The 23,716-nt window shown below is 62.7% G+C and carries 16 protein-coding genes and 1 pseudogene; 6 read left to right on the forward strand and 11 right to left on the reverse strand.

Translation table 11 applies throughout. The annotated features are described in order from the left end of the window. Nucleotides 1–147: 147 nt before the first annotated feature. Together RWK44_RS06775 and RWK44_RS06780 are read left to right on the forward strand one after the other, a co-directional pair. The gene (locus RWK44_RS06775) at nucleotides 148–7,290 is read left to right on the forward strand and encodes a hypothetical protein (protein WP_316028585.1); all 7,143 of its coding nucleotides are present in this window, start codon (nucleotides 148–150) and stop codon (nucleotides 7,288–7,290) included. Between the two features lie 154 nt (nucleotides 7,291–7,444). Beyond that, nucleotides 7,445–8,005, forward strand: a complete 561-nt coding sequence (locus RWK44_RS06780; RefSeq protein ID WP_316028586.1) for a cysteine hydrolase family protein — start codon at nucleotides 7,445–7,447, stop codon at nucleotides 8,003–8,005. Nucleotides 8,006–8,059: 54 nt separating this feature from the next. On the opposite strand, the gene RWK44_RS06785 is transcribed toward RWK44_RS06780, so the two are convergent. Continuing rightward, nucleotides 8,060–8,809: an aminoacyl--tRNA ligase-related protein gene (locus RWK44_RS06785; RefSeq protein ID WP_221943592.1), complete on the reverse strand. Its 750-nt coding sequence runs from the start codon at nucleotides 8,807–8,809 to the stop codon at nucleotides 8,060–8,062. Between the two features lie 371 nt (nucleotides 8,810–9,180). On the opposite strand from RWK44_RS06785, the gene RWK44_RS06790 reads away from it, so the two are divergent. Continuing rightward, nucleotides 9,181–10,056, forward strand: a complete 876-nt coding sequence (locus RWK44_RS06790; RefSeq protein WP_077978304.1) for a D-alanyl-D-alanine carboxypeptidase family protein — start codon at nucleotides 9,181–9,183, stop codon at nucleotides 10,054–10,056. Nucleotides 10,057–10,083: 27 nt separating this feature from the next. Here the strand turns inward: RWK44_RS06790 and RWK44_RS06795 are convergent. The 5 genes and pseudogenes from RWK44_RS06795 to RWK44_RS06815 form a co-directional block, all read right to left on the reverse strand. After that, nucleotides 10,084–10,254: pseudogene (locus RWK44_RS06795) on the reverse strand (sensor domain-containing diguanylate cyclase); the annotation flags it as partial. Between the two features lie 42 nt (nucleotides 10,255–10,296). Next, the gene (locus tag RWK44_RS06800) at nucleotides 10,297–10,908 is read right to left on the reverse strand and encodes an ABC-type transport auxiliary lipoprotein family protein (protein WP_077978305.1); all 612 of its coding nucleotides are present in this window, start codon (nucleotides 10,906–10,908) and stop codon (nucleotides 10,297–10,299) included. 26 nt (nucleotides 10,909–10,934) lie between these two features. Beyond that, entirely contained in the window at nucleotides 10,935–12,305 is a 1,371-nt protein-coding gene (locus RWK44_RS06805) for an MlaD family protein (protein WP_077978306.1), read from the reverse strand. A 9-nt stretch (nucleotides 12,306–12,314) separates the two neighbouring features. Next, complete coding sequence (locus RWK44_RS06810; RefSeq protein WP_020050174.1) at nucleotides 12,315–13,157, reverse strand: ABC transporter ATP-binding protein; 843 nt, start codon at nucleotides 13,155–13,157, stop codon at nucleotides 12,315–12,317. A gap of 1 nt (nucleotide 13,158) precedes the next feature. Further along, nucleotides 13,159–14,328 (reverse strand): MlaE family lipid ABC transporter permease subunit, encoded by a 1,170-nt coding sequence (locus RWK44_RS06815; RefSeq protein ID WP_206105907.1) that lies wholly within the window; start codon nucleotides 14,326–14,328, stop codon nucleotides 13,159–13,161. Between the two features lie 102 nt (nucleotides 14,329–14,430). Here RWK44_RS06815 and dgcA point away from each other — a divergent pair, with 102 nt between their 5' ends. Continuing rightward, complete coding sequence (dgcA, locus tag RWK44_RS06820; RefSeq protein ID WP_316028587.1) at nucleotides 14,431–15,414, forward strand: N-acetyl-D-Glu racemase DgcA; 984 nt, start codon at nucleotides 14,431–14,433, stop codon at nucleotides 15,412–15,414. Here the strand turns inward: dgcA and RWK44_RS06825 are convergent. From RWK44_RS06825 to RWK44_RS06835, 3 genes are all read right to left on the reverse strand, one after another. Then, nucleotides 15,366–16,586, reverse strand: coding sequence for an MFS transporter (locus tag RWK44_RS06825; protein WP_316028588.1), 1,221 nt, complete (start codon nucleotides 16,584–16,586; stop codon nucleotides 15,366–15,368). The two genes, dgcA and RWK44_RS06825, sit on opposite strands and share 49 nt — an antisense overlap. 211 nt (nucleotides 16,587–16,797) lie before the next feature. After that, nucleotides 16,798–17,640 (reverse strand): UDP-2,3-diacylglucosamine diphosphatase, encoded by an 843-nt coding sequence (locus tag RWK44_RS06830; protein WP_168285251.1) that lies wholly within the window; start codon nucleotides 17,638–17,640, stop codon nucleotides 16,798–16,800. Then, nucleotides 17,616–17,813, reverse strand: coding sequence for a hypothetical protein (locus tag RWK44_RS06835; protein WP_168285248.1), 198 nt, complete (start codon nucleotides 17,811–17,813; stop codon nucleotides 17,616–17,618). Before RWK44_RS06835 ends, RWK44_RS06830 begins: the two co-directional genes overlap by 25 nt. A 38-nt stretch (nucleotides 17,814–17,851) precedes the next feature. Between RWK44_RS06835 and RWK44_RS06840 the strand changes: the two genes are divergently transcribed. Next, nucleotides 17,852–18,601 carry a histidine phosphatase family protein gene (locus RWK44_RS06840; RefSeq protein ID WP_168285250.1) on the forward strand — a complete coding sequence of 250 codons (750 nt, stop codon included), beginning with the start codon at nucleotides 17,852–17,854 and terminating at the stop codon, nucleotides 18,599–18,601. Nucleotides 18,602–18,733: 132 nt separating this feature from the next. On the opposite strand, the gene RWK44_RS06845 is transcribed toward RWK44_RS06840, so the two are convergent. Further along, complete coding sequence (locus RWK44_RS06845) at nucleotides 18,734–20,173, reverse strand: FAD-binding oxidoreductase (RefSeq protein ID WP_168285249.1); 1,440 nt, start codon at nucleotides 20,171–20,173, stop codon at nucleotides 18,734–18,736. A 456-nt stretch (nucleotides 20,174–20,629) separates the two neighbouring features. On the opposite strand from RWK44_RS06845, the gene RWK44_RS06850 reads away from it, so the two are divergent. After that, entirely contained in the window at nucleotides 20,630–22,942 is a 2,313-nt protein-coding gene (locus tag RWK44_RS06850) for an NADP-dependent malic enzyme (RefSeq protein WP_316028589.1), read from the forward strand. A 64-nt stretch (nucleotides 22,943–23,006) separates the two neighbouring features. Here RWK44_RS06850 and RWK44_RS06855 read toward each other — a convergent pair whose 3' ends face one another. Further along, entirely contained in the window at nucleotides 23,007–23,540 is a 534-nt protein-coding gene (locus tag RWK44_RS06855; protein WP_168284390.1) for a ribonuclease H family protein, read from the reverse strand. Between the last annotated feature and the right edge of the window lie 176 nt (nucleotides 23,541–23,716).

The following is a 23,716-nucleotide window of genomic DNA, read 5'->3' on the forward strand; positions in this document are numbered from 1 at the left end:
GTTTGAAAAAGCGGCTATCTACTCTGAAATGACATGCTTATCCGTCCTTCGTTGGGATGGAGGGCTGGAACGGCAAAGTTGTTCCCGGGTGAGGCGGAAGCCCAGGATGCGCTGTCGGACTGGCTGACAGTAACGAGGCATAACCGAATGGCGAACAACAAATATAATGAGTCAATTGAGGACAAGGCGTTCAAGGCATTGGACGAGGCGCTCCAGATCGACTTTAGCAAGGATAACGTACCGTCTCGCCGCGGCGACGCGCCCCAGGCCCCGGAGGCTAATGTGTCTGATCCAGTAAATGCGCGTAACCAGCAGGCCCAGGAAGAAGCGCAGCGCCGCAGCCGCCGCGGTGCCGCTGGCGAGCAGGCTTCCAGGGGTCCGGCTTTCGCGCCCGCCAACGATGCCAGCCGCAATACGCCCGCCTCTATCCTGAAATCCTTTGACGGCGCCTCCAGCCGCTCGGCGGTGCGTACCGCCACCCTGTTTTCCGTGCTTTGGGTCATGGCCGGCCTCGGCCTGATGTCGCTGCTTTATGCTCCGCAGATCTGGCAGATCCGTTCGCTCGCCGATCTAGTCGCCCTGCCTGGCGTCATCGCCGGCCTCGTCGGCATCATCATTCCCGTGATGATGTTCTATGCCTTCGCCATCATGATCTCCCGCGCCCAGGACATGCGCAACGCCGCCCGCTCCATGGCAGAGGTGGCGTTGCGCCTGGCAGAGCCGGAAACCATCGCCTCCGAGCGCATCATGACCGTCGGCCAGGCCGTGCGCCGTGAGGTCTCGGCCATGAATGAAGGCATCGAGCGCACCATCGCGCGTGCCTCCGAACTGGAAACGCTCGTCCATTCCGAAGTCAATGCGCTTGAACGTTCTTATGCCGACAACGAGTTGCGCGTTCGCGGCCTCGTCCACGAACTCGGCTCCGAGCGCGAGGCGATCGTCAACCATGCCGACCGTATCCGCACCTCGATCGGCAGCGTCCACGACCAGTTGAAGGAAGAGCTGTCCCTTGCGACCGAAGAAATCGCGGTGCGGCTTGCCACATCGGGCGAAGCCTTCGCCTCGCTGATCGATACGCGCGCCGCGACGATCCTGGAAAAATCGGACAGCGCCCTGCAGTCGATGGGCAGCCTGCTCGCCGCCAAGACCGATACCCTGCTGCAGACCCTGAACGCATCGGGTTTTGCGCTGGCCACCGAATTCGACAACCGCCTTGAAGCCCTCTCCGTCAATCTCAACGATCATGGCGAAAGGCTGCTCAGCCAGTTCGAGACGCGCGCTTCGACCATGGACAGCAGCACGGAAAAGCTGAATGCGGCGCTGAACGAGCGTACGCACCAGCTCAACGAGATCCTGATCGCGCGCACCCGCGAGATCAATGAGAGCCTGACGTCAGGCGAACGCACTATCGGCGGCACGCTCGACGACGTGCTGTCGAAGCTGAACAGCGCGCTCGACGAAAAGGGCGCAAGCTTCCGCCAGAGCCTGCAGACCACCGCCGACGACGCCGTCATGGATCTCGACGTGCGCTCCGGCTTCTTCGAGGAGCGGCTGCAGACGACCGTCGCCCATCTGTCGACCGCCTTCGACGAACGCGTCGCCGAATTCACCAGTGCCTTCGACAAACGTACCGGCTCGCTCGACACCAAGCTGATGGAGAGCCTCGCCCGTATCAACGAGACGCTGACCGGCGGCTCGGATTCGATCGACGGCATTCTGAGCTCCGGCATCGACCGGCTCGGTTCGTCGATATCAGACCAGTCGCTGGCGCTCGCCACCGCGCTCGCCACCGGCCACGAAGTGCTGGAAAGCACGCTCGGCAGCCGCGCGGACGAAATCACCAGCGCGCTCACCAGCCGCACCGGCGAGCTGACCTCTGCGCTGCAGAGCGCGACCTCGGAAATCGCGCTGGCGCTTGCGACCGGCACCTCCGAGCTGCAGAACAACCTTCAGACACGCTCGGCCGAATTCCGCGACACGCTGCGCACCACCACCACCGATCTGACGACTGCCGTCGCCGCTGGCACCGAGCAGGTGACCACTGCCTTCGGCGGTCGCGCCGAGGAATTGAGCAGCGTGCTTACCGCCCGTGCGGCCGAAATCAGCGAGGCGCTCGGCACTGCCCACGGCCGCATCGACAGCGTCATGGCAGAGCGCGGCGGCGCATTGGTCGAGGCGCTGACTACCCATCACGGCCGCTTCGAGGAAGCGCTGACGACCCGCTCCGACGCCATCATCAATGCCGTCTCCGGCACCCATGACCGTCTTGCCGAGACGCTTGACGAAAAGGCGATGGCCCTTGCCATTTCCCTGAATGAAAGCCAGGCCCGCATCGAGGACACGCTCGAAACTCGGTCCGCTGCCCTGATGAACGCCGTCTCCGGCACCCATGACCGCCTTTCGGAAACACTCGACGAAAAGGCGATGGCGCTCGCCATTTCGCTCAACGAAAGTCAGAGCCGCATCGAGGATACGCTCGAGACCCGCTCCACCGCTTTCCTCAACGCCGTGTCGGGCACGCATGAGCGACTGTCGGAAACGCTGGATACGAAGGCGGCCGCCCTGACGGCTTCGCTCGACGAGCGCCATGCCCGCATCGAGGACGCGCTTGGAACGCGCGCCGAGGCACTGCTGAACACTGTATCCGGCACGCGCGACCGTCTTTCCGAGACGCTCGACGAAAAGGCGATGGCGCTCGCCATGTCCTTGAACGAGAGCCAGGCCCGTATCGAGGAGACACTTGAAACCCGTTCCGCCGCTCTGCTGAACGCCGTCTCCGGCACCCATGATCGCCTCTCCGAGACGCTGGACGGCAAGGCGGCAGCTTTTGCCACCTCGCTGAGCGAAGGCCATGCCCGTATCGAGAATACGCTCGAAACCCGCTCCGCAGCCCTGCTGAACGCCGTCTCGGGCACCCATGATCGCCTCTCCGAGACGCTGGACGAAAAGGCGATGGCACTCGCCATCTCGCTCAACGAAACCCAGACGCGTATCGAAGACACGCTGGAAACCCGCTCGGCGGCCCTGCTGAATGCGGTCTCCGGCACGCATGACCGTCTGTCCGAGACGCTGGACGAGAAGGCGATGACGCTCGCCATCTCGCTCAATGAGAGCCAGTCGCGGATCGAAGACACGCTGGAAACACGTTCCGAAGCCTTCCTCAAGGCTGTGTCCGGCACGCACGACCGTCTCTCGGAAACGCTCGACGAAAAGGCGACGGCGATCGCCGCCTCCCTGAACGAGGGCCAGAGCCGCCTGCAGGATACGCTGGAGAGCCGCTCGGAATCCTTCCTGAATGCAGTCTCCGCCACCCACGACCGCTTGTCCGAGACACTCGACGATCGGGCGATGGCGCTTGCCATCTCGCTGAACGAGAGCCAGAGCCGTCTGGAGGAAACGCTGACAACAGGCGCCGATGCGATCACCAATGCGGTTTCCGGCACGCATGTTGGCCTGAACGGTGTACTCGACCAGAAGGCTGCCGCCCTCGCCGCCTCGCTGAGCGAAGGCCAGACCCGCCTCGAGGAAGCCTTGGGCCACCGTACCGCCGCGATCATCGGCGCCGTGACGGCAACCCACGATCGGCTCACCGATACGCTCGACGAAAAGACCATGGCGCTCGCCATTTCGCTCGATGATAACCAGAGCCGCTTCGACAGCGTGCTCGAAGCCCGCAGCAACGCCATCATGGAGGCCGTCTCCGGTGCCGAGGCACGAGTCGCCGGTGCCTTCTCCGACAAGACCGATGCGATCCGCACCGCCTATACCGACAATCAGCAGCGGCTCGAAAATGCGCTTTCCGAGCATAGCGCTGCCCTCTCGGGCGTTCTCGATGCCGGCGGCGCCCGCTTCGAGGATCTCGTCGGCGGCTTGACCGGCCGCATCGAAGGCCGCCTGACCGATGCACATACGCGGCTCGGAGGCCTCGCCGACGAGGCCGCGGCGCGCATCGAGGGCGGACTCGCCTCTGCCCATGAGCGCATCCGCACGACGCTCGAAGACCGCGCCAACGCCATCGACCTATCGCTGAACCAGGCCCATGCGCTGATCAGCGATACGCTTGCCGAACAGGCGACCAGCATCGGCACCTCGGTGGCGACGAGTGTCGGCATGCTCGAATTGTCGCTGGAGCACCGTGAGGCCGCGATCCGCCAGGCGATCGATGCCGGCGCCCAGACATTGGAAGATCGCATGCATGCAGGCGCCGGCCAGATCGCCGGCCGCTTCCAGGAGGCGGCAAGTGCGATTTCGAGCTCCACCCAGGATTTGTCCACCCATCTCGATCGGTCGGTAGAAAGCCTGACGGGCCGTTTTGAAGAAACCGGAGCGCGTGTGGAAGCCGGTCTTGCGGCGATCGAGACCCGCATCCGCGACGGCGTCGGCGGCGTTGCCGAAAAGGTCGAAGCGGCCAGCGGCCAGCTGTCCGGCGTGCTTGCCGACGGCGTCTCTCGTCTCGGCGCGCTCAGCAACGACGCCACGCAGCGCATCTCGGCGACGCTCGAAGGCAGTGCCGCAAACCTCACTCAGGCGATCGACAGCCGCACCGCCAATCTGGCCGAGACGCTGGACAGCCGCACCACCAGCCTGACCGGCGCCATCGATGGCCGCACCGCGAGCCTCGCCGAAACGCTCGACCGCGGCAATGAACGCATCGAGGAACGCCTCTCTACGATGGACCGTGCGTTGACCGTCGGCCTCGAGGCCGTCAACCGCACCATCGAAGGCAAGGCCGCTGGTCTCGCCTCGACGCTGCGCAGCGCAGTTGCCGACGCGGCCCAGGGAATGGAAGGCGAAGCGACGAGAACCACCGAACTGCTTGGCAAGACCGGCCAGCAATTCGCCGAGGATCTCAATGTGAAAAGCGACGAATTCACCCGCACCATGGATGAGCGCTCGTCGCAGATCGTCACTCGCGTCGCCGAAGCTCAGAACCGGCTGGCAAGCCAGGCCGCTGCCGTCGCCCAGACTTTCTCGGAAGCCGGCAACGCCATCGTCAACAAGGTCGCCGAGGCCGAGACCATCGTTGGCACGCAAGTCAATGCCATCTCCAAGGTGCTGTCGGATGCCGGCCAGTCTCTGGAGTCACGCGGTAACGCCATCCGCTCGACACTGTCGGGCGCCGGCAGCGAGATTACGGCCACCATGGCGGACGTCGACCGCGCGCTCGAAGCTCGCAGCAGCGCCATTCGCACCAATCTCGAGGAGCGTGCCCGCGAGATCGATACGACGTTCTCCGACATCGACCGGGCGCTCGAAGCGCGCGGCAACTCGATCCGCTCCACGCTCGAAGAGCGTACCCGCGACCTTAACTCGATGCTATCAGGCCGTTCGGTCGAATTGACGCGCATCCTCGACGAAACGGCCCGTCCGATCATCGACCGGTACACCGATGCCGGCGAGCAGGCCGCCGCCCGCATCACCGCTGCGGCCAACCTCAGCGCCGATCGTCTGCGCGCCGAAAACGAAGCGCTCGCCAGCGCCGTTGCCGCCCGAACCGAGAATGTAGCCAATGCCGTCAGCGCGATCGAGAACAGCTTGGTCGGCAATGTCAACGGCCTCGTCGAGCGCATGTCGGAAAGCAGTGCGGCGATGGCGATGATGATGAACCGCGCCGCTGAGCAGCTGGCCAGCGTCGACGGCCGTCTCGGAGATACCACCACGCGCTTTGCCGACTCGGCCACCAAGGCCGCCGAAATGGTCTCCGCCTCGACCAGGCTTCTCGAAGGCAAGGTCGATCGCCTCTCCGACATCTCGGGCCAGACGTTGGCACAGGTCGGCGGCATCATCGGCCGCTTCGACGAACACTCCAAGGTTCTGACCCAGGCCTCGCAGCTTCTCGGCGCCGCCCAGTCCAACCTCGCCTCGACGCTCGAGGAGCGCGAGAGCGCTCTGCAGACGCTCTCGGTCGGCCTCGTCTCGCGCTCCGCGGAGATCGAAAAGACCATGCAAGGCCTCGGGAGCATGATCGAGACCGTGTTCGAACGGGCAGAGCAACGCTCCAGCCAGGTTACCGGCAATTTGCGCGAGGGCGTGCAATCCTCCTTCGCCGATATTGGCCGCATTCTCACCGAAACCGAGAAGCGCGCCCAGGAAGCGGCAGAGACGATGCGCGAGGCAATCGCCCGCGCCGGCGACGAGGCCAATACGACGATCGACGGCACCTTTGCCAATGTCGAGCGCCGTTCCGGCGATCTCTCCAATCGCATTCGCGGCGGTCTCACGGCCTCGCTGTCGGAAGTCGAGCGCATGCTCGGCGAAGCCGGCCGCGCCTCCGACGGCGCCGCCCAGCACCTGCGCGAAGCGCTACGCGAAGCGATCGATGATGCCGTCGGCCGCTTCTCCGGAGCCACAGAGGATATCCGCCGCTCCGCCGCCGACATCCGCAGCGAACTCGACGCCACCCGCGCCGAACTGAAGCGCGGCGCCTTCGATCTTCCCGAGGAAGCCAAGGAAAGCGCCTCGGCCATGCGCCGGGCCGTCGCCGAGCAGATCAAGGCGCTGCAGGATATCTCCCAGCTCGTCGGCCGCTCCAGCCAGCAGCTTGAAATCTCCGAGCCCGTCGCCCGCACGCTCGCTCAGGTGCAGCCGGCCCCGCGTCCCGCCCAGCCGGTCGCAGCCCAGCCGCCGCAGCCGGCAGCACCCCCGCCGATCGAAGCGACAGGTCTGCGCGGAACGATCGCACCGTCTGCGCCGGCCGCCGCCCCCCAGCGCGCCGCGCCGCCGCCTGCCCCCGCTCGCCAGGAAACAGGCCGCCCGGAAACAGGTCGCCCGGGAACAGATCGCCAAGAGCCGACTCGTCCGGAAAGCGGCGGCTGGATCAGCGATCTCCTGCGTGGCGCATCGCGTGAGGACGCCGCCGACGAGGCCGCGGCCGCCCGTGTTCCTGCCCGCCCGGCGGAAACTGCCGCACCGGCCGCGCGCAGCAATGACAGCCGTAATCCACGCCACGTCGTCGAATCACTGAACTCGCTCTCGGTCGATATCGCCCGCGCCATCGACCATGACGCCTCGGTCGATCTCTGGCGCCGCTATCAGCGCGGCGAGCGCGACGTCTTCACCCGCCGCCTCTACACGCTGAAGGGCCAGCAGACCTTCGACGAGATCAAGCGCAAATATGACCGCGAACCGGAGTTCCGCACCGCCGTCGACCGCTACATCGGTGATTTCGAAAAGCTGCTCGCTGACGTCGCTCGCACCGACCCGAACCGGACGGTAACGCAGTCCTACCTTACCTCGGATACGGGCAAGGTCTACACCATGCTCGCTCATGCCGCAGGCAGGCTCGGCTGATCCTGACTGGTACCCGCGATTGGAAAGCCGCCTGAACACGTGTCAGGCGGCTTTCGTTCTATAATGCGGGTGTGATTAGGCCTCTCTGCGGAGAAACGAAACAGGTATTCCCAAACGAAACCATCCGCCGTCCAGCTACGGAAACCTCCCAGAAATGACCAAGGCCCTTCTGATCATCGACGTGCAGAATGCGATCCTTAGCGACAAAGCCTCGCCGGAGCGACAACCTCATATTGATGCCGCACTTGATGAGACCATCGCGCGGCTGGCAACACTACAGGAAAAAGCTCCGCAGGCGGGCGCGCCGATCGTACTCGTTCAGCATGACGGCGATAGCGGCCATCGATTGGCTGTCGGCACGCCAGGTTGGGCGCTGCGCGACGAGGTCGCGCCGAGGCAGGCCGAGGTCGTTGTGCGCAAGAAAAGCGCCGACTCCTTCTTCGAGACCGACCTTGCCGAACGCCTGGACGAACGATCGGTCACCCACCTCGTCATCGGTGGATGCATGTCGCAATTTTGCGTCGACACGACAGTCAGGCGTGCCGTGTCGCTGGGATATGACGTGACGTTGATTGCCGATGGTCACACGACCGGTGACACGGCGACCTTGACCTTTTCCGAGATCATTGCCCATCACAACGAAACACTCGATGGTTTCGATGCGGGCAAGGCGACGGTAGAAATCCGTCCCGCCGCCGAGATAGCCTTTTCATAAATTTTCGGGCTGCAGGAGAACCGGGACTGCTTGGCAGCCCCGGCTTCCGATATCTCATCGATCGGCCGCTATGTTCCAGTTGTAGAGGCACCGATCGAGACCGATGGCGATCTCAAGCACCAGCACGTCATGGTCGACCGCCGCTCCCTTTTTGGGCTGCGACTGGTAGCGCTGCGGAAAGTCCGTGCGTCGGGAGATCGAGCAGACCTCCATCCACTTGTCGGCATTGTCGACCTCGATATCGACAGTCACCTCGGAATAGGCCGGAAGCCGGTCGGAGGGTACGATCCGCGTCGGCAGATGGATCAGCGATGCGATCATCCGGCGGACCGGCTCAAGGCAGGCGGCGTGATAGTCGTTGCCGCTGTCGGCCGTGAAGGCGCATTGAAATTCGAGCTGCCAGAATTCCTTCAGCCGCATGTGTTTGCTCGGCTGTTCCTGCTCGCGGCGATAGGATCTGCCGGCCTGCCAGACGCAGAGCGGCAGCCGTGTCTTCGAGTGATTGCCGAGAATATGCTGCATGTAGACGTAGGTCGACGGCGTGGTCTCCGGTCTCAGCACCAGCGCGATATCGCTGGTGGAGAGCTGTTCCTGGATCCAGATATCGGCGTTCGAATAGGCACTTGAAACCAGCGACCGCGGCATCAGCGCCGGCGCCTCGACCCTCCTGACATCCCAGGCCGGATTGACGGATCTGAGGAAGCTGCGGACCTCTTGCGAGAAGAAGCCGATCATATGATCGCGCAAATGGATCTCGCGCTCCTCCCAATGGACGAGCGAATTGACATGATAAATATTGAGCACGGTGCCTGTCTCCCTGGCAACCTTGATTGACGTGGTGAGGGGCTTTACGTCCAGCAGCGCGCCGGGCGCCTAGCGCCCTGACGTCACAGCAGGACGCGAAGACCTCGTCCGCCAAGAGCGCGCACAATCGCGACCTGCGGGCAGGTGCTGATATGACGGGAGAAGGTCACGCGCTTCATGCTCATGGTGCATTTTCTACGTGCCGTACGCATCATTGTCAAAACCGAAGAGGGTGAGACAAAAGGAATGAGCTGTGGAAGATCCTTTTTTATTGCCCGCTGTCCTTCATTCCGTCACAAACTTTTCTGATCCGCTCATATTCAAACAGAACGGCTCACTCCGCCATCCAAACGACAGAGACAGCAACATTGATGACCAAGACGACATCCCGGCTCCTCGCTACCGCGCTCTCTTCCTTTTTCCTGATGGGCGCTTTCACTCAGGTTCAGGCAGGCCAGGCAAGCTTCGTCGTGGATGCCCAGTCCGGCCAGGTCCTCGAAGGTTCCAATCAGGACGATCTGAACTATCCGGCGTCGCTGACCAAGATGATGACGCTCTACCTCGCCTTCGAGGCCCTGCATGACGGACGCCTCAACTGGGACCAGAAGCTCACCATGTCGGAAAATGCCGAGAGCAAGGAGCCTTTCAAGCTCGCTGTCGGCGCCGGCCGCAAGGTGACGCTGCGCGAAGCGGTCGAAGGAATCGTCGTGCTCTCCGCCAATGATGCGGCTGTGGCGATTGCCGAACAGCTCGGTGGCACCGAACAGGCCTTCGCCAAGACGATGACCGACAAGGCGCGCCAGCTCGGTATGAAGGATACGGTCTTCAAGAACCCGTCGGGCCTTCCCGATCCGGAGCAGGTCACCACGGCGCGGGACATGGCGACGCTCGGCGTTTCGCTGATGCGGGACTTCCCTGAGGAGTTCAAGCTCTTCTCCATGCGCGGCTTCCAGTTCCGCGGCATGAAGCTGCGCGGCCACAACAACCTCATGTATCGCTATGATGGCGTCGACGGCATCAAGACAGGCTACACCGATGCATCGGGCTACAACGTCGTGACCTCGGCCCTGAAGGATGGCCGCCGCGTGGTCGGCGTCGTCATGGGCGAAAAGACCGCGAGCATACGCGACGATAAGATGGCAAGCCTGCTGGACAGCACCCTGTCGCCGTCATCAAACGCCACAGCTTCCACCATACCGGGTAATCAGCCGGGTGCGACGATGACGGATTCGCAACCGACGAAGTAGATCGATGAGCGGAGACCTGCCGACAGGTTACCTGAAAGCCACTTCCAGATGCTGCCGGTCTTGCGCGATCACCCTGCAATTCGTTTCGAATCCTTCGCCTCTGATAGGCAGAATGAATTCCGAAGGAATGCCTGATGTATTCGAGACTGAAATGCCGGCGCTCTCCGAGCCGATGGCTTTGACGGTGCAGTCGATCGTCAAAGCAAGGCGCGGATCGAGGCGCCGTCGTGCAAACGCCGGTCAGATCAAGGGTAGCGTCCAGCTGACGATCTCGGAGGCTACCGCGGAGAAGGCGCGGTCGAGGCCCTTGACGAAACCTTCATTGTCACCGCCGGCCGGCGCCATGGCGCGGAACACCTTCTGGGCGCGCACCGAGCCGTTGCGGTCGTTGAGGATCTTGGCGGAAATTTCGACCACCGCCTGATTGCCGTTCGAAGCATCTATTTCGAAGGAGCGGATATCGGTGACGACCTGATAGTCGATCGCCAGCCCCTGCCCCGGCATGCCGACGCCGCCGAGCTTGCCGGAGTTCTCAAAGGCTTCCACCAGCTTCGACTGCACTATGCGCGGCAGCTTGTCGCCCCACTGCGCCTTTGAGAGATACTGGATTTCCGACGGCGAAACACGGATCACGATCTGCTCGCTGTCGAGCGACCTTAGCGCCGTCGGGCTGGCGATCAGGATCTGGCGGGATTTGGCCGCGGGTCCGCTGCCGTCGACGGCGGCGGAAAGATCATAAGTATCGTTCTTGGCCGCGGTGCCGCACCCGGAAAGGATCAGCGCCGTCAGCGGCAGCGCGATCACCGTTCCCCTGATCCAAGAACGGCGCGACAACAGATGCGATGCGACCATATTAGGCTACCCCTGACTTCCCAAGTTTAACGCCGCGTCCGGCCGTCATATTGCTTGACCGTGTCCCCGCCGAAGATCAGGCGTTGCGGATTGCGGTCGAAGTTGCTGATCGTATCGTTCAGATTGCCCACGGTTCCGCGCATGTCATTGATCAGAGTCTGCACGTCGCGCAAGCCACCGCTCGAGAATTTCTGCAGATTGTCGGCGATCGGCCCGATCCGCGAATTCAGGTTGTCGGCCACCTTCTTGAAGGATTCCAGCGTATTGCGCGCCTCGGCAAACAGTGATTGCGTATTGTCGGTTCCGAGCAGCGCATCGACCTTGATGAGGATGCCGTCGATTCGGGTCGACGCCGAATTCAGCTTGTTGGCAAGCTGAGAGACGTCCTGGATCGTCTGGTCGATGTCCTTCTGGCGCAGCGAAACGGTGTTGGCGACATCACGGATCGAGGCGACGGCCGTACGCGCATCCTTGGTTGCCTGCGCGATGTCGTCGACAGAGCCCTTCACCTTCGCCGGATCGATCTGGGCAACGAGCGTATCGACGCGATCGAGCGTCGCCTGCGCCTGCTTGCCGAAATCGTTGAAGGTGGTGGCCGTCTGGTCGAACTTCTGGATCGCCCCTTTGAGGTCGCCTGAGGCATCGGCGACATTGGCGGTGATCTTCTCGGCATTGGAGACGATGTTGTCGATCTTCTGCGCATCGACCGCCTTGACCAGCGATTCGACGGCCTGCAGCGTCGAATCGACACGGCCGGACACGGCCTTCACCGTATTGGAGAGCTCACCCACACTCTGCAGGAAGGCGTCGATATTGCCGGAATTCTTGGCAAGCGCATCCGAGAACGTCTCGGCGTTCTTGAAAGTCTCGGTCAGCGGCCCGCGCGAATCTTCGATAAAACCCTGAAGTTCGCCGACCGCGTCGTTGGCCCGATCGAGGATCTTGTCGGCGGTCGCCAGAAGGTTGGTGACGCTCGACTGGTCCGCGACGATGACGGCGCGTTTGTTATTGTCGATCGCATGCTGGAGGATGCTTTCCTCGCCCTTTCGGCCGCCCGAGAGTTCGATATAGGCAGCCCCGGTCAAACCCTGGATTTCAAGGGCTGCCTTGGTGGAGGGGTAGATCGGCGCATCGGTACGAACCTGGGTGAAGGCCAGCGAATATTGCGGATCGTCGGCATCGATCGACAGCGTCTGCACCGAGCCGATCTGGATGCCGTTGAAGCGCACCGGCGAACCGACGCTGAGGCCGTTGGCCGAGCCCGGAATACGAACGATCAACTCCGTCATCGGGCCGCCTCGGCCATATTCGGCCATCCAGTAGACGAAGCCGAAGGCCGCCGCGATCACCAGCACCGTGAAAAAACCGACAATCGTGTAATTGGCTTTGGTTTCCATCTTATCCGGTCACTTCCCGCTGCTGCCGTGCCGCGCGCCATCGTCCTGCGGCACGATCGACCGCGCCCGTTTGCCCTTGAAATAGGCCTGCACCCACGGATCGTCATAGGCCAGCATATCGTCGATCGTGCCTTCCACCATTACCCGCTTCTTTCCGAGCACGGCAATACGGTCGCAGACCGAAAACAGGCTGTCGAGGTCGTGCGTGACCATATACACGGTCAGTCCCAAACTATCGCGCAGGTTGGCGATCAGTTCGTCGAATTCAGCCGCGCCGATCGGGTCGAGACCCGAAGTCGGTTCGTCCAGGAAGACGAGCTCCGGATCGAGCGCCAGCGCGCGGGCAAGGGCGGCACGCTTGATCATGCCGCCTGACAGTTCGGACGGGTATTTGTCGGCGGCGTCGGCCGCAAGCCCGACCATGCGGATCTTCAGATGCGCCAGTTCGTCCATCAGCGAGCGCGGCAGGTCGAGATATTCGCGCATCGGCACCTGGATGTTCTCCTTGACCGTCAGCGACGAGAACAGTGCTCCCTGCTGGAATAGCACGCCGAGCCGCATGTCGAGCGCGTTGCGCTGCGGCTCGTCGAGCTCGTCGAAATCCTGGCCGAGGATCTTGATCGTGCCGGAGCGGCGCGGCAGCAGCCTGAGCACGGTGCGCATCAACACCGATTTGCCGGTGCCAGACGCGCCGACGAAACCGAGGATCTCGCCGCGGTAGATATTGAGGTTCAGATTGTCGAGCACGACCTTGGAGCCGAAGCCGACGGTGACGTCGCGCGCCGACAGCACGATGTCCCTTTCGTCCTTGTCTTCCGTATCGATCGGTTTCTCGTCCACGCGGTCCGCCATGCTAAAAGTCGATCGCTGCATAGAACATCGCAAAAAGCCCGTCCATCAGGATGACGACGAAAATCGCCTTGACCACCGCGGCCGTCACGTGCTGGCCGAGCGATTCCGCGCTGCCGCCGACCTTCAGCCCCTCGACGGCGGCGACGATGCCGATGACCAGCGCCATGAACGGCGCCTTGATCATGCCTGAGAGCACAGTCGAGAGTGTCACCGCCTCGTGCAGGCGCGACAGGAAGTTGGCGAAGGTAATGCCGGAATAACCCCAGGCGACAGCGGCAGCTCCGCCCAGCGAAGCGAAATTCGCCAGCACCGTCAGAAGTGGCAGCGCAATGGTCAGCGCCACCAGCCGCGGGAAGATCAGCACGCCGATCGGGTTCAGCCCCATCACCTTCAGCGCGTCGATCTCCTCGCGCATCTTCATCGAACCGATTTCGGCGGTGATGGCGCTGCCGGAACGGCCGGCGATCATGATCGACGTCAGAAGCACGCCGATTTCGCGCAATTGCAGGATGCCGACCAGATCGACGACGAAAACCTCAGCGCCGAAGTAGCGCAGCTGGAAGGCGCCCTGCTGGGCGATGATCGCCCCGATCAGGAACGACATCAACAGAATGATCGGAACGGCGCGAACGCCCATATGGTCGATCTGGTTGACGATGGAGGCCGGCGAAACGCCGCTGCCGCGGCCGAACTTCATCTGCGCGCCGCGCACCGCCGAGCCGAGGATATACATGGCGGCGGCGAAATTGTCCCAGACCTCATAGGTCATCTTGCCGATCGGCGCGAGGATGCGCGCGGCAAGCGAGACTTTCTCCGCCTGTTCCGGCTCGGGCTTGGCCGGCTCCTCGGAAAACATCTCGAGCATTTCGTCGATATGCGGGTTGGTGCCTTCGAAGCGAACCGCCCGCCCGCCCGCCTCTTCTTGCTTCTTCAGCCGGCACAGCAGCCAGATGCCGGCGGTGTCGATCTCCGATATGTCCGAGAGGTCTACCGTCAGGTCGCCGGTCTTCTTCTGCAGGAGCTTTTCGAAATCGCGCAGCACCAGATGGATGTAGGCGCTGCGCCAATTTCCCTGAAGACGCACACGCTGTCCCGAGCCATCAGCCTGGTCGTTCACATCAAGTGAGGCGGCGTTGCGATTCTCGGCGTTCAAGATACTTGTGTCTTTCAAGGCTTACAGCGACATTGCCGAATCGCGAAGCAGATCGTTCGTCGCCCGGCGCGTCAATATACAGAAGCACCGTGCAATTTCCATGCTCGCAGGAGAGCAATAATGCCGCGTACCCTCGATATCCAGATGAATTCCTTTCCGATTGCCGGGACCTTCACCATCTCGCGCGGGGCAAAGACCGAAGCCGAGGTCATCACCTGCACGCTTGTCGAAGAGGGTGCGCAGGGGCTTGGCGAATGCGTGCCTTATCGCCGTTATGGCGAGACCATGCAGAGCGTTTTCGCCCAGATCGAAGCGGCGCGACCGTTGATCGAGGCCGGCATCTCGCGCCGCGACCTGCTGTCGGCCATGCCGCCGGGTGCGGCCCGCAACGCCGTCGATTGCGCCCTCTGGGATCTTGAGGCGAAGCGGACGGGAGACAGCGTCGCCGCCCGCCTCGGCCTTTCCGCTCCGCAGCCGCTGACCACCGCCATCACCATCTCGCTTGGTGAGCCGGAGGTGATGGCCGCCCGGGCGCGCGAGCATGCCGGCCGTGCCCTGCTGAAGGTCAAGGTCGGCACTGGCGACGATGAAAGCCGCATCCGCGCCGTCCGCGCCGCCGCGCCCGATGCCGAAATCATCCTCGACGCCAATGAAGGCTGGCCCGAAGCGGTGTTGGAGCGTCATCTCCATATCGCCGCAGAAGCAGGCATCGCCCTCGTCGAGCAGCCGCTGCCGGCCGGCCGCGATGGGCTGCTCGCCGAAATCCGCCGCCCGCTCCTCGTCTGCGCCGACGAGAGCGTCCACCACACCGGCGATCTCGCAAGCCTTGCCGACCGCTACGACGCGATCAACATCAAGCTCGACAAGACGGGCGGCCTGACGGAGGCGCTGGTGATGAAGGCCGAGGCCGAGCGGCTTGGATTCAGCATCATGATCGGCTGCATGGTCGGCACCTCGCTTGCCATGGCGCCCGCCGTATTACTCGCCCAGAATGCCGATTTCGTCGATCTCGATGGCCCGCTGCTGCTTGCCCGCGACCGCGAACCCGGCCTGCGCTACACAGCCTCCCTGGTCTTTCCGCCCGAAACTACCCTCTGGGGCTGAAGGTAATAGGCTGAGATAACAAGGCCGAGGCCGGCGAACGCCACCACGGCCATGACGTAATAGCTGACGACGCCGAGCGAGGCGTAGAGATAACCCGACGCCAGGGTCATCAGCGCCATCGCCATGCAGACATAGAAGAAATAGGCGCCCTGCGCCGAGGATTCCTGCGTCTCCTGCACCGTCGCGACGATCCGCCGCTGCACGCCGGTATGCACGAAGGCGTAGGTGAAGCCGTGGAAACATTGCAGCAGGAAGAAACCGGCAAAGCCCGTATTCATCGGAAACAGGATCCAGCGGCAGACGCTGATGGCGCAGCCGAAGCGGATCAGCGTCCAGGCATTGAAGCGACGGCTGAGGCGCTTCGACAGGAAGAATACCGTCACTTCCGAAGCGACGCCGGCGCTCCAGAGCAGGCCGACCTCGGTGCCGGAAAAACCGAGGTGATGCCAGTAGATCGAGGAGAAGGCGTTGAGCACCGCATGGCTCGATTGCTGGATGGCGACCCCGATCAAGAGCAGCAGCAGGTGCGGCTCCCGCAGGCCGCTGCCGGTGGCGGCCGGAAGATCGATCGGCTGGCCTCGCCGCCGCGTCGGCCCGATGCGCGGGCAGAAGATCGCCATGACCACGGTCATGATAAAGCCGAACACCATGATCGGCAGCACCATCCCCCCGCCCCACTGGTTGATGAGTTCGCCGCCAACCAGCGTCGAAACGATGAAAGCAATCGAGCCCCAGACCCGCATCGATCCGTAATCGAGACCCCAGCGACGCACGCCCGAAATAACGATCGATTCGACGACCGGCACATAGGGCGCGAAGGTGGCGCCCTGCAGCGTAAAGATGATGAAGACAGGCCAGAAAGTCGTCGTCCAGTAGAGTGCTACCGCCGTCAGCAGCGACAGGCCGCCTGACCAGAGCAGCACGTCCGCGCGTTCGTTCATCCGGTCGGCGATCATGGCGACAACAGGCGCCACCAGCACACGCACCACCATAGGAACGGCCAGGATGACACCGATTTCATGGTCGCTGAAGCTGTGGCCCGCAAGCCAGACGGGGAAGAACGGCAGAACGACGCCGTTGACGAGCAGCGGCGCGCAATAGGAAAGCGCGCTGAGCAGCCGGAAGCGCGGCGGCGCTCCCTCACCCGTCGGGGAATTTTGAGCGGGAATCATGGGTGGACCTGAAGGAATTTGTCGTTGTCCTAACACACCACCCTGGAAGCGACTATTGCGAGAAATAGCCGTTCTGAAACGTTTTAGAAAATAAATTGGGCCTGTCGCCTGACGGTAACGGCTAAATTCCTACTGCAAAAATCTCGAAGTGCTACTGCGTCCGTTGCGCCTCTGAAAAGACGCGCGGCGTTGTAGAGCGCGGGCGGAAAAATCAGGCGGCCTGCGGGGCCAGCTCACCCTCGTCGTGCGTTTCGATGGCTACAAGCGCCGGCACGCTGCTGGCGAGAGACCGCCAAGTGATCAGTTCGAAGGTGCCATCCTCGTGCTCGGCGACAGCCGTGCAGCTTTCCACCCAATCGCCGGTGTTGATGTAGCGGATACCGTCCATATCCTGGATGATGGCATGATGGATATGTCCGCAGATCACGCCGTCGGCGCCGTTTTTGCGGGCTTCCTCGGCCACGACGCGCTCGAATTCGCCGATGAAATTGACGGCATGCTTGACCTGCAGCTTCGCCCAGGCCGAGAACGACCAGTAGGGCATGCCGAGCCGGCGGCGCACCGCCGCCAGGATGATGTTGATGCGGATCGCCGTGTCATAGGCCCAGTCGCCGAGATAGGCGAGCAGCCGGGCGTTGCGGACCACGACGTCGAACTCGTCGCCGTGCAGGATCAGGTATTTCTTGCCGTCGGCGCCGTCATGCATCATGCGCTCGACGACCTCGATGCCACCGAAATGCATGCCTGGGAAGGCGCGCAGGAATTCGTCGTGATTGCCGGGAATATAGACGACACGCGTGCCCTTGCGCGCCTTGCGCAACAGTTTCTGGACGACATCGTTGCAGACCTGCGGCCAGTACCAGCTGCGCTTCAGGCGCCAGCCGTCGACAATGTCGCCGACGAGCACGATCGTATCGGCCTCGTGGTAGCGCAGGAAATCCAGCAGGAAATCGGCCTTCGCGGCCTTCGAGCCGAGATGGACATCGGAAATGAAGAGCGTGCGGAAATGTCTGGGTTCCATCATGTCTTTCACGAGCTGCCGCTCATGTCCCATCTTTCATCTAACCTTCCAAAACCAGACTCGTGTTTCAGGAAGATGACAAGCTGGGGAAAAGCCTTGCAAACCTGTTCATCACAGCGCGGCCGCATGGCCGTCGCCGCGCGGGCAGCATGCCCGTCGCCGCCAGGCCTGCCGGCCATGTTGCCCTGCGCATTCAGGGCGTTCATGATGGCGGCGATTCATATCCGACAATGCGGGATGGCTGATGCGTCTTTTTCTCGTTCGCCATGGCGAATCCCTCGGCAATATCAACGAACAGGCCTACCGCCAATTCGGCGATCACAATGTGCCGCTGACGCGGTGGGGCCATCGGCAGGCTCTTGAAGCAGGCGGCGTGATCGCCTCCTATCTCACGGCATTGCCGAGCGCGGGTTTCGGCAAGCTGCATATCTGGTACTCGCCCTTTCTCAGGACCCGGCAGAGCAAGGATGCGCTGCTCGAAGCTCTGCCGGAAAGCTTCGTCGGCGATATCAGGGAGGATTATCTGCTGCGCGAGCAGGATTTCGGTCTCTTCACCGAAATCTACGACCACGCCGAACAGAAGCAGAAATTTCCTGAGGAGTTCGAAAAATGGGCGAGGCTGCGCAGCAACAGCGGCAAGTTCTACGCACGGCCGCCGGATGGCGAAAGCCGGGCGGATGTGGCTCAGCGGGTGCGCCTGTTCCTCCAGACCGTCATGCACGACGCCGAAAATAGCGACAACAACCTCGTGATCGTCGGTCATGGCGTCACCAATCGGGCAGTCGAAATGAACTTCCTGCACCGCCCCGTCGAGTGGTTCGAGCGCTCCGACAATCCTGGAAACGCCGATATCACGTTGATCGAGGGGACGCGCTCGCAAGGATACGAGTCGATCCTGCTGCATCAGGCCGCCGACCGGCAGCCGGGACAGGAAGGCGAACTGCGCGATGCCTATGGCGCCGACGTGACGATCACGCCGAAGCCCAGCACATAGCGACGCCGGACCAAAACGAGCGACATGTCACCGGCCGAAGACATTAAACGTCAAGCGCTCGAATCATCAGCCGCCGCGCGTTAAGCGAACGCGCAGCGCAGGCTCCAACGCCTTGATTTCACGCCATTCTCATCAAGCAGCGCGTACTGCCGCCATGGGTTTGACGTTCTGGTTCATCCGGAACAGGTTGTTCGGATCGTAACGCCGCTTGATTTCCGCAAGGCGGCCGTAATTGGCGCCATAAGCGCTTTCGACCCGATCGACCTCATCCTCCGGCATGAAGTTGATGTAGGCGGTGCCGACCGAATGCGGCTTGGTTGCCTCGAACAGATCCCGCGCCCAGTCTATGCAACTTCCGTCCATCCCCATTTCCCGCCAGCGCGCATGCACATTCATGACGAAATGCGAGCTGCGTTGCGGAAATGCGGTGGCCTCGGTGGGCACACGGCCAGCCGCACCACCGACATGGCCGATGAAGATCTCGCATTCCGGGCCGGGCAGCTTGCGCACGGCATTGAGCAGAACCTCGATCGCCGCATCAGAGAGAGAGGCGAAATCCTGGCTCTTCCAGTAATTGCGCGCACCGGGCGTGAGCAGCGGGTCAAATGCCTGTTGCCAGCCGGTGAACGGCACCGGGCCGACGACGTCGGCAATCGGATTTCCGATCGCGCGCAACCTGGCTGCCGCCTTTTCTCCCGCCGCGACATCCCCGCAATAACACATGGCCAGCACCACGATCTCCTTGCCGTGCCATTCAATGGGAAGGAACGGCAGCGGCGGCGCCTGGCGCATCACCACCCAGCAGGTCAGTTCGTCTGGGGCCGCTTCCAGCGCCTGTCGGTACTCCTTGAGCACCATTTCCGCATCGGCGAAGGGGTGCACGACGAGCCCAGCGAGCACCTCTGTGTTGAGAGGGTTGAGCTTGAACTCAAACGAGGTCACGACGCCGAAATTGCCGCCGCCGCCGCGTAGCGCCCAGAAGAGGTCCGGCATTTCCTTTTCGCTCGCCTTGACCAGCTCGCCGTCGGCCGTCACCACGTCGACCGAAAGCAGATTATCCAGCGTCAGCCCGAATTTGCGGGTCAGCCAGCCGAAGCCGCCGCCGAGCGTCAGGCCGGCAATGCCGGTGGTGGAATTGATGCCGGTCGGCAGCACCAGCCCGAAGGCCAGCGTTTCCTGGTCGACATCGGCAAGCGTGGCTCCCGGCTCGATCCTGGCGCGACGCGTCTGCGGATCGACCCGCACCGATTTCATCGCCGACAGGTCGATGACGACCCCGCCCTCGCAGACGGCATTCCCGGCGATGCCGTGCCCACCGCCACGGACCGAAACGAGCAGATTGTTGTCGCGTGCAAACCGCACCGCCCGCACGACATCGGCGGCACCGGCGCATCGCGCGATAAGGCCGGGCCGCCGGTCGATCATCGCATTCCAGATCGCCCGCGCCTCGTTGTAATCCATGTCTTTACCGGTCAGAAGGCTGCCGCGAAATCCGGCGGCAAAGGCATCGATGGCCACGTCATTGACCATCGTCTGCCCCTTTTGCAGGGTCGTGAGGTTCAAATTGTCCATGATTTCCTCCATGCGACCGGCGCCCCGCACCGTCGCGGCCGGCATCCTGCGCCCGTTGCCGCGGCCAGACAAGTTTCCAAAAGGATTAGTACCGGCACGACGACACGCCGCGCATATAGAGTGAATTCATCATACCTTGAGGATACCCCCCTCTGCCCTGCCGGGCATCTCCCCCACAAGGAGGGAGATTGGATGGACGCGACGGCCTCACCAAACAACTACCGCATGGTTATTCCGATACGGACGAGAGGGACGGATGATCCAACCTCTTGCCGATCTCCCTCCTTGTGGGGGAGATGCCCGGCAGGGCAGAGGGGGGTAGCCCGGCAGGGCAGAGGGGGTAGCCCACGACGCACCATCACCTCACGAAAACTTCGCCCACCCCCCATTTCCATACTGTCGCCCGTATCCGATTGATGTATGGAGGGAGCTCAAAAGACGTGCACGGAGGCGGCGATGGATCACCTGGAAAAATCGAAGACGGAAAAGAACCTGACGAGCGGCGATCTCGACGAGCAGGCGCTCTTCTTCCACCGCTACCCCCGCCCCGGCAAGCTGGAGATCCAGGCGACCAAGCCGCTCGGCAACCAGCGCGACCTGGCGCTCGCCTATTCGCCCGGTGTTGCCGCCCCTTGCCTTGCAATCCGCGACAACCCCGAAATGGCAGCCGAATATACGTCGCGCGCCAATCTGGTCGCCGTCATCTCCAACGGCACTGCCGTGCTCGGCCTCGGCAATATCGGCCCTCTCGCCTCCAAACCGGTCATGGAGGGCAAGGCGGTGCTCTTCAAGAAATTCGCCGGCATCGACGTCTTCGATATCGAGATCGATGCCGCAGCCGTCGACCAGATGGTCTCGACCATCGCCTCGCTGGAGCCGACCTTCGGCGGCATCAACCTTGAAGACATTAAGGCGCCGGAATGTTTCGAGGTCGAGCGCCGCCTGCGCGAAAAGATGAAGATCCCCGTCTTCCACGACGATCAGCACGGCACGGCAATCATCGTCGCCGCCGCGATCCTGAACGGGCTGGAACTCGCCGGCAAGAACATCGCCGACATCAAGATCGTCGCCTCCGGCGCCGGTGCTGCCGCTATTGCCTGCCTCAACCTGCTTGTCATTCTCGGGGCAAAACGCGAAAACATCTGGGTCCACGATCTCGAAGGCCTCGTCTATGAGGGCCGGGTCGAGCTGATGGACGAATGGAAGTCCATCTATGCCCAGAAGAGCGATACGCGCACGCTCGCCGAAAATATCGGCGGCGCCGACGTCTTCCTCGGCCTTTCGGCCGCCGGCGTGCTGAAACCCGAGCTGCTGGCGCAGATGGCCGACAAGCCGCTGATCATGGCGCTTGCCAATCCAACGCCGGAGATCATGCCGGATCTCGCCCGTGCCGCCCGCCCCGACGCAATGATCTGCACCGGTCGCTCGGATTTCGCCAACCAGGTCAACAACGTCCTCTGCTTTCCCTATATCTTCCGCGGCGCGCTCGATTGCGGCGCCGAGACGATCAACGAGGAAATGAAGATGGCCGCCGTGCGCGCCATTGCAGCCCTTGCCCGCGAAGAGCCGTCCGACGTCGCCGCCCGCGCCTATTCCGGCGAGACCCCGGTCTTCGGCCCCGATTACCTGATCCCCTCGCCCTTCGATCCGCGCCTGATCCTGCGCATCGCGCCTGCGGTCGCCAAGGCCGCCGAACAGAGTGGCGTGGCGCGCCGTCCGATCCAGGATTTCGACGCCTATCTCGACCAGCTGAACCGCTTCGTCTTCCGCTCCGGCTTCGTCATGAAGCCGATCTTTACCGCCGCCAAGACCGCCGAGCGCAAGCGCGTCATCTTTTCCGAAGGTGAGGACGAGCGCGTGCTGCGCGCCGCCCAGGTGCTGCTCGAAGAAGGCCTTGCCGAACCGATCCTGATCGGCCGCCCGCAAGTCATCGAGACGCGCCTGAAGCGCTACGGCCTGCGCATCCGCCCGCTGCAGGATTTCGAAGTCATCAATCCGGAAGACGATCCGCGCTTCCGCGAATATGTCGATCTCTATTTCTCCCTCGTCGGCCGCCGCGGCGTCATCCCGGAAGCTGCCCGCACCATCGTGCGTACCAACACGACAGTCATCGGCGCGCTGGCGCTGAGGCGCGGCGAGGCCGACGCGCTGATTTGCGGCCTGGAAGGCCGTTACGAGAAGCATCTTCGCGACGTCCGCCTGATCATCGGCAAGCGCAAGGATGTCCGCGATTTCTCAGCCCTCAGCCTGATGATTTCGCAGCGCGGCGCCACCTTCTTCACCGACACCTATGTCACCTTCAATCCGACCGCCGAGGAGGTCGCCGAGGCGACAGTGCTGGCGGCCGAGGAAATCCGCCGTTTCGGCCTCACCCCGCGCGCCGCCCTGGTCTCGCATTCCAATTTCGGTTCGCGTGAGTCCGAAAGCGCGACGAAGATGCGCAACGCCCTGCAGCTCGTGCGCGAAGCCGCGCCCGACCTTGAGGTCGACGGTGAAATGCACGGCGAAAGCGCCATCACCGAAGCACTGCGCAAGCGCGTCATGCCGGACACGACGCTGCACGATGAGGCGAACCTCCTGGTCTTCCCGAACCTCGATGCTGCCAACATCACCCTCGGTGTGGTCAAGTCGATGACCGACGGCCTGCATGTCGGCCCGATCCTGCTCGGAACCGCCCTGCCCGCCCACATCCTCGCCCCCTCTGTCACCTCCCGCGGCGTCGTCAATATGGCGGCACTCGCCGTCGTCGAGGCATCGCAACCGGCTTGAGCTGGTTGTCCGCAACACAGCGTAAAGACCCTGAAGTCGTCCCGACACATGTCCTGATGCCGTCTCAGGCACTCCGTATCGACAGGCGCCCTTTATCTGCGAGCGCATCCGCGCGTTCGTTGCCGGCAATGCCGGAATGGCCTTTGCACCAGACAATGGTCATCAGCGCATTCTGGGATAGCTGAAGATCGACCGCCTTCCAGAGTTCCGCATTGGCGATCGTTCGCCTTCGGGCATTCCCATTCGGGCTGCTTTTCTTCCAGCCGTTGTTCTTCCAGATATGTCGCCAGCTGTTGCAGCCTTTGATGGCGTAGACGGAATCGGACCAGATGGTCGCGGGCTCGCCGTTTGCCTCGCTGTTGATCCAGATTGCCGCCCTGAGCACGGCGGTCAATTCCATCGAATTATTGGCGGAATCTTCGGCGCCACCGAAGCCGGACGCAATTTCCGCCGCATCACGATAAACGACAAAAGCCCATCCCCCGCGCCCGGAACCGGGTTCATAACAACCGTCCACGAAGACGTGGAAGCCGTGTTGGGTTTCCGGCAGCCCGACTGTCGTTGCGGGGGAGCTGAGTTCATTGGCAACACCTGTCATTTTCGACGTCCGGATATGAGTACGTTCCCCAAGCGACGCAGGAGATTGGAGTGGAGCACTTGGCCTCGTTGATTACAATCGGTAGCCTCTTCATAATCAAACACTGGGTCTCCAGCGGTCCGCTGGATAAAATCGCGAAAATACGCTAGGAATTTATCCCAGCTTATTAAGAGAAA

Origin of the sequence: Rhizobium sp. 25PS6, from assembly GCF_032464655.1 — a bacterium.
Taxonomy (GTDB): Bacteria; Pseudomonadota; Alphaproteobacteria; order Rhizobiales; family Rhizobiaceae; genus Rhizobium; species Rhizobium laguerreae.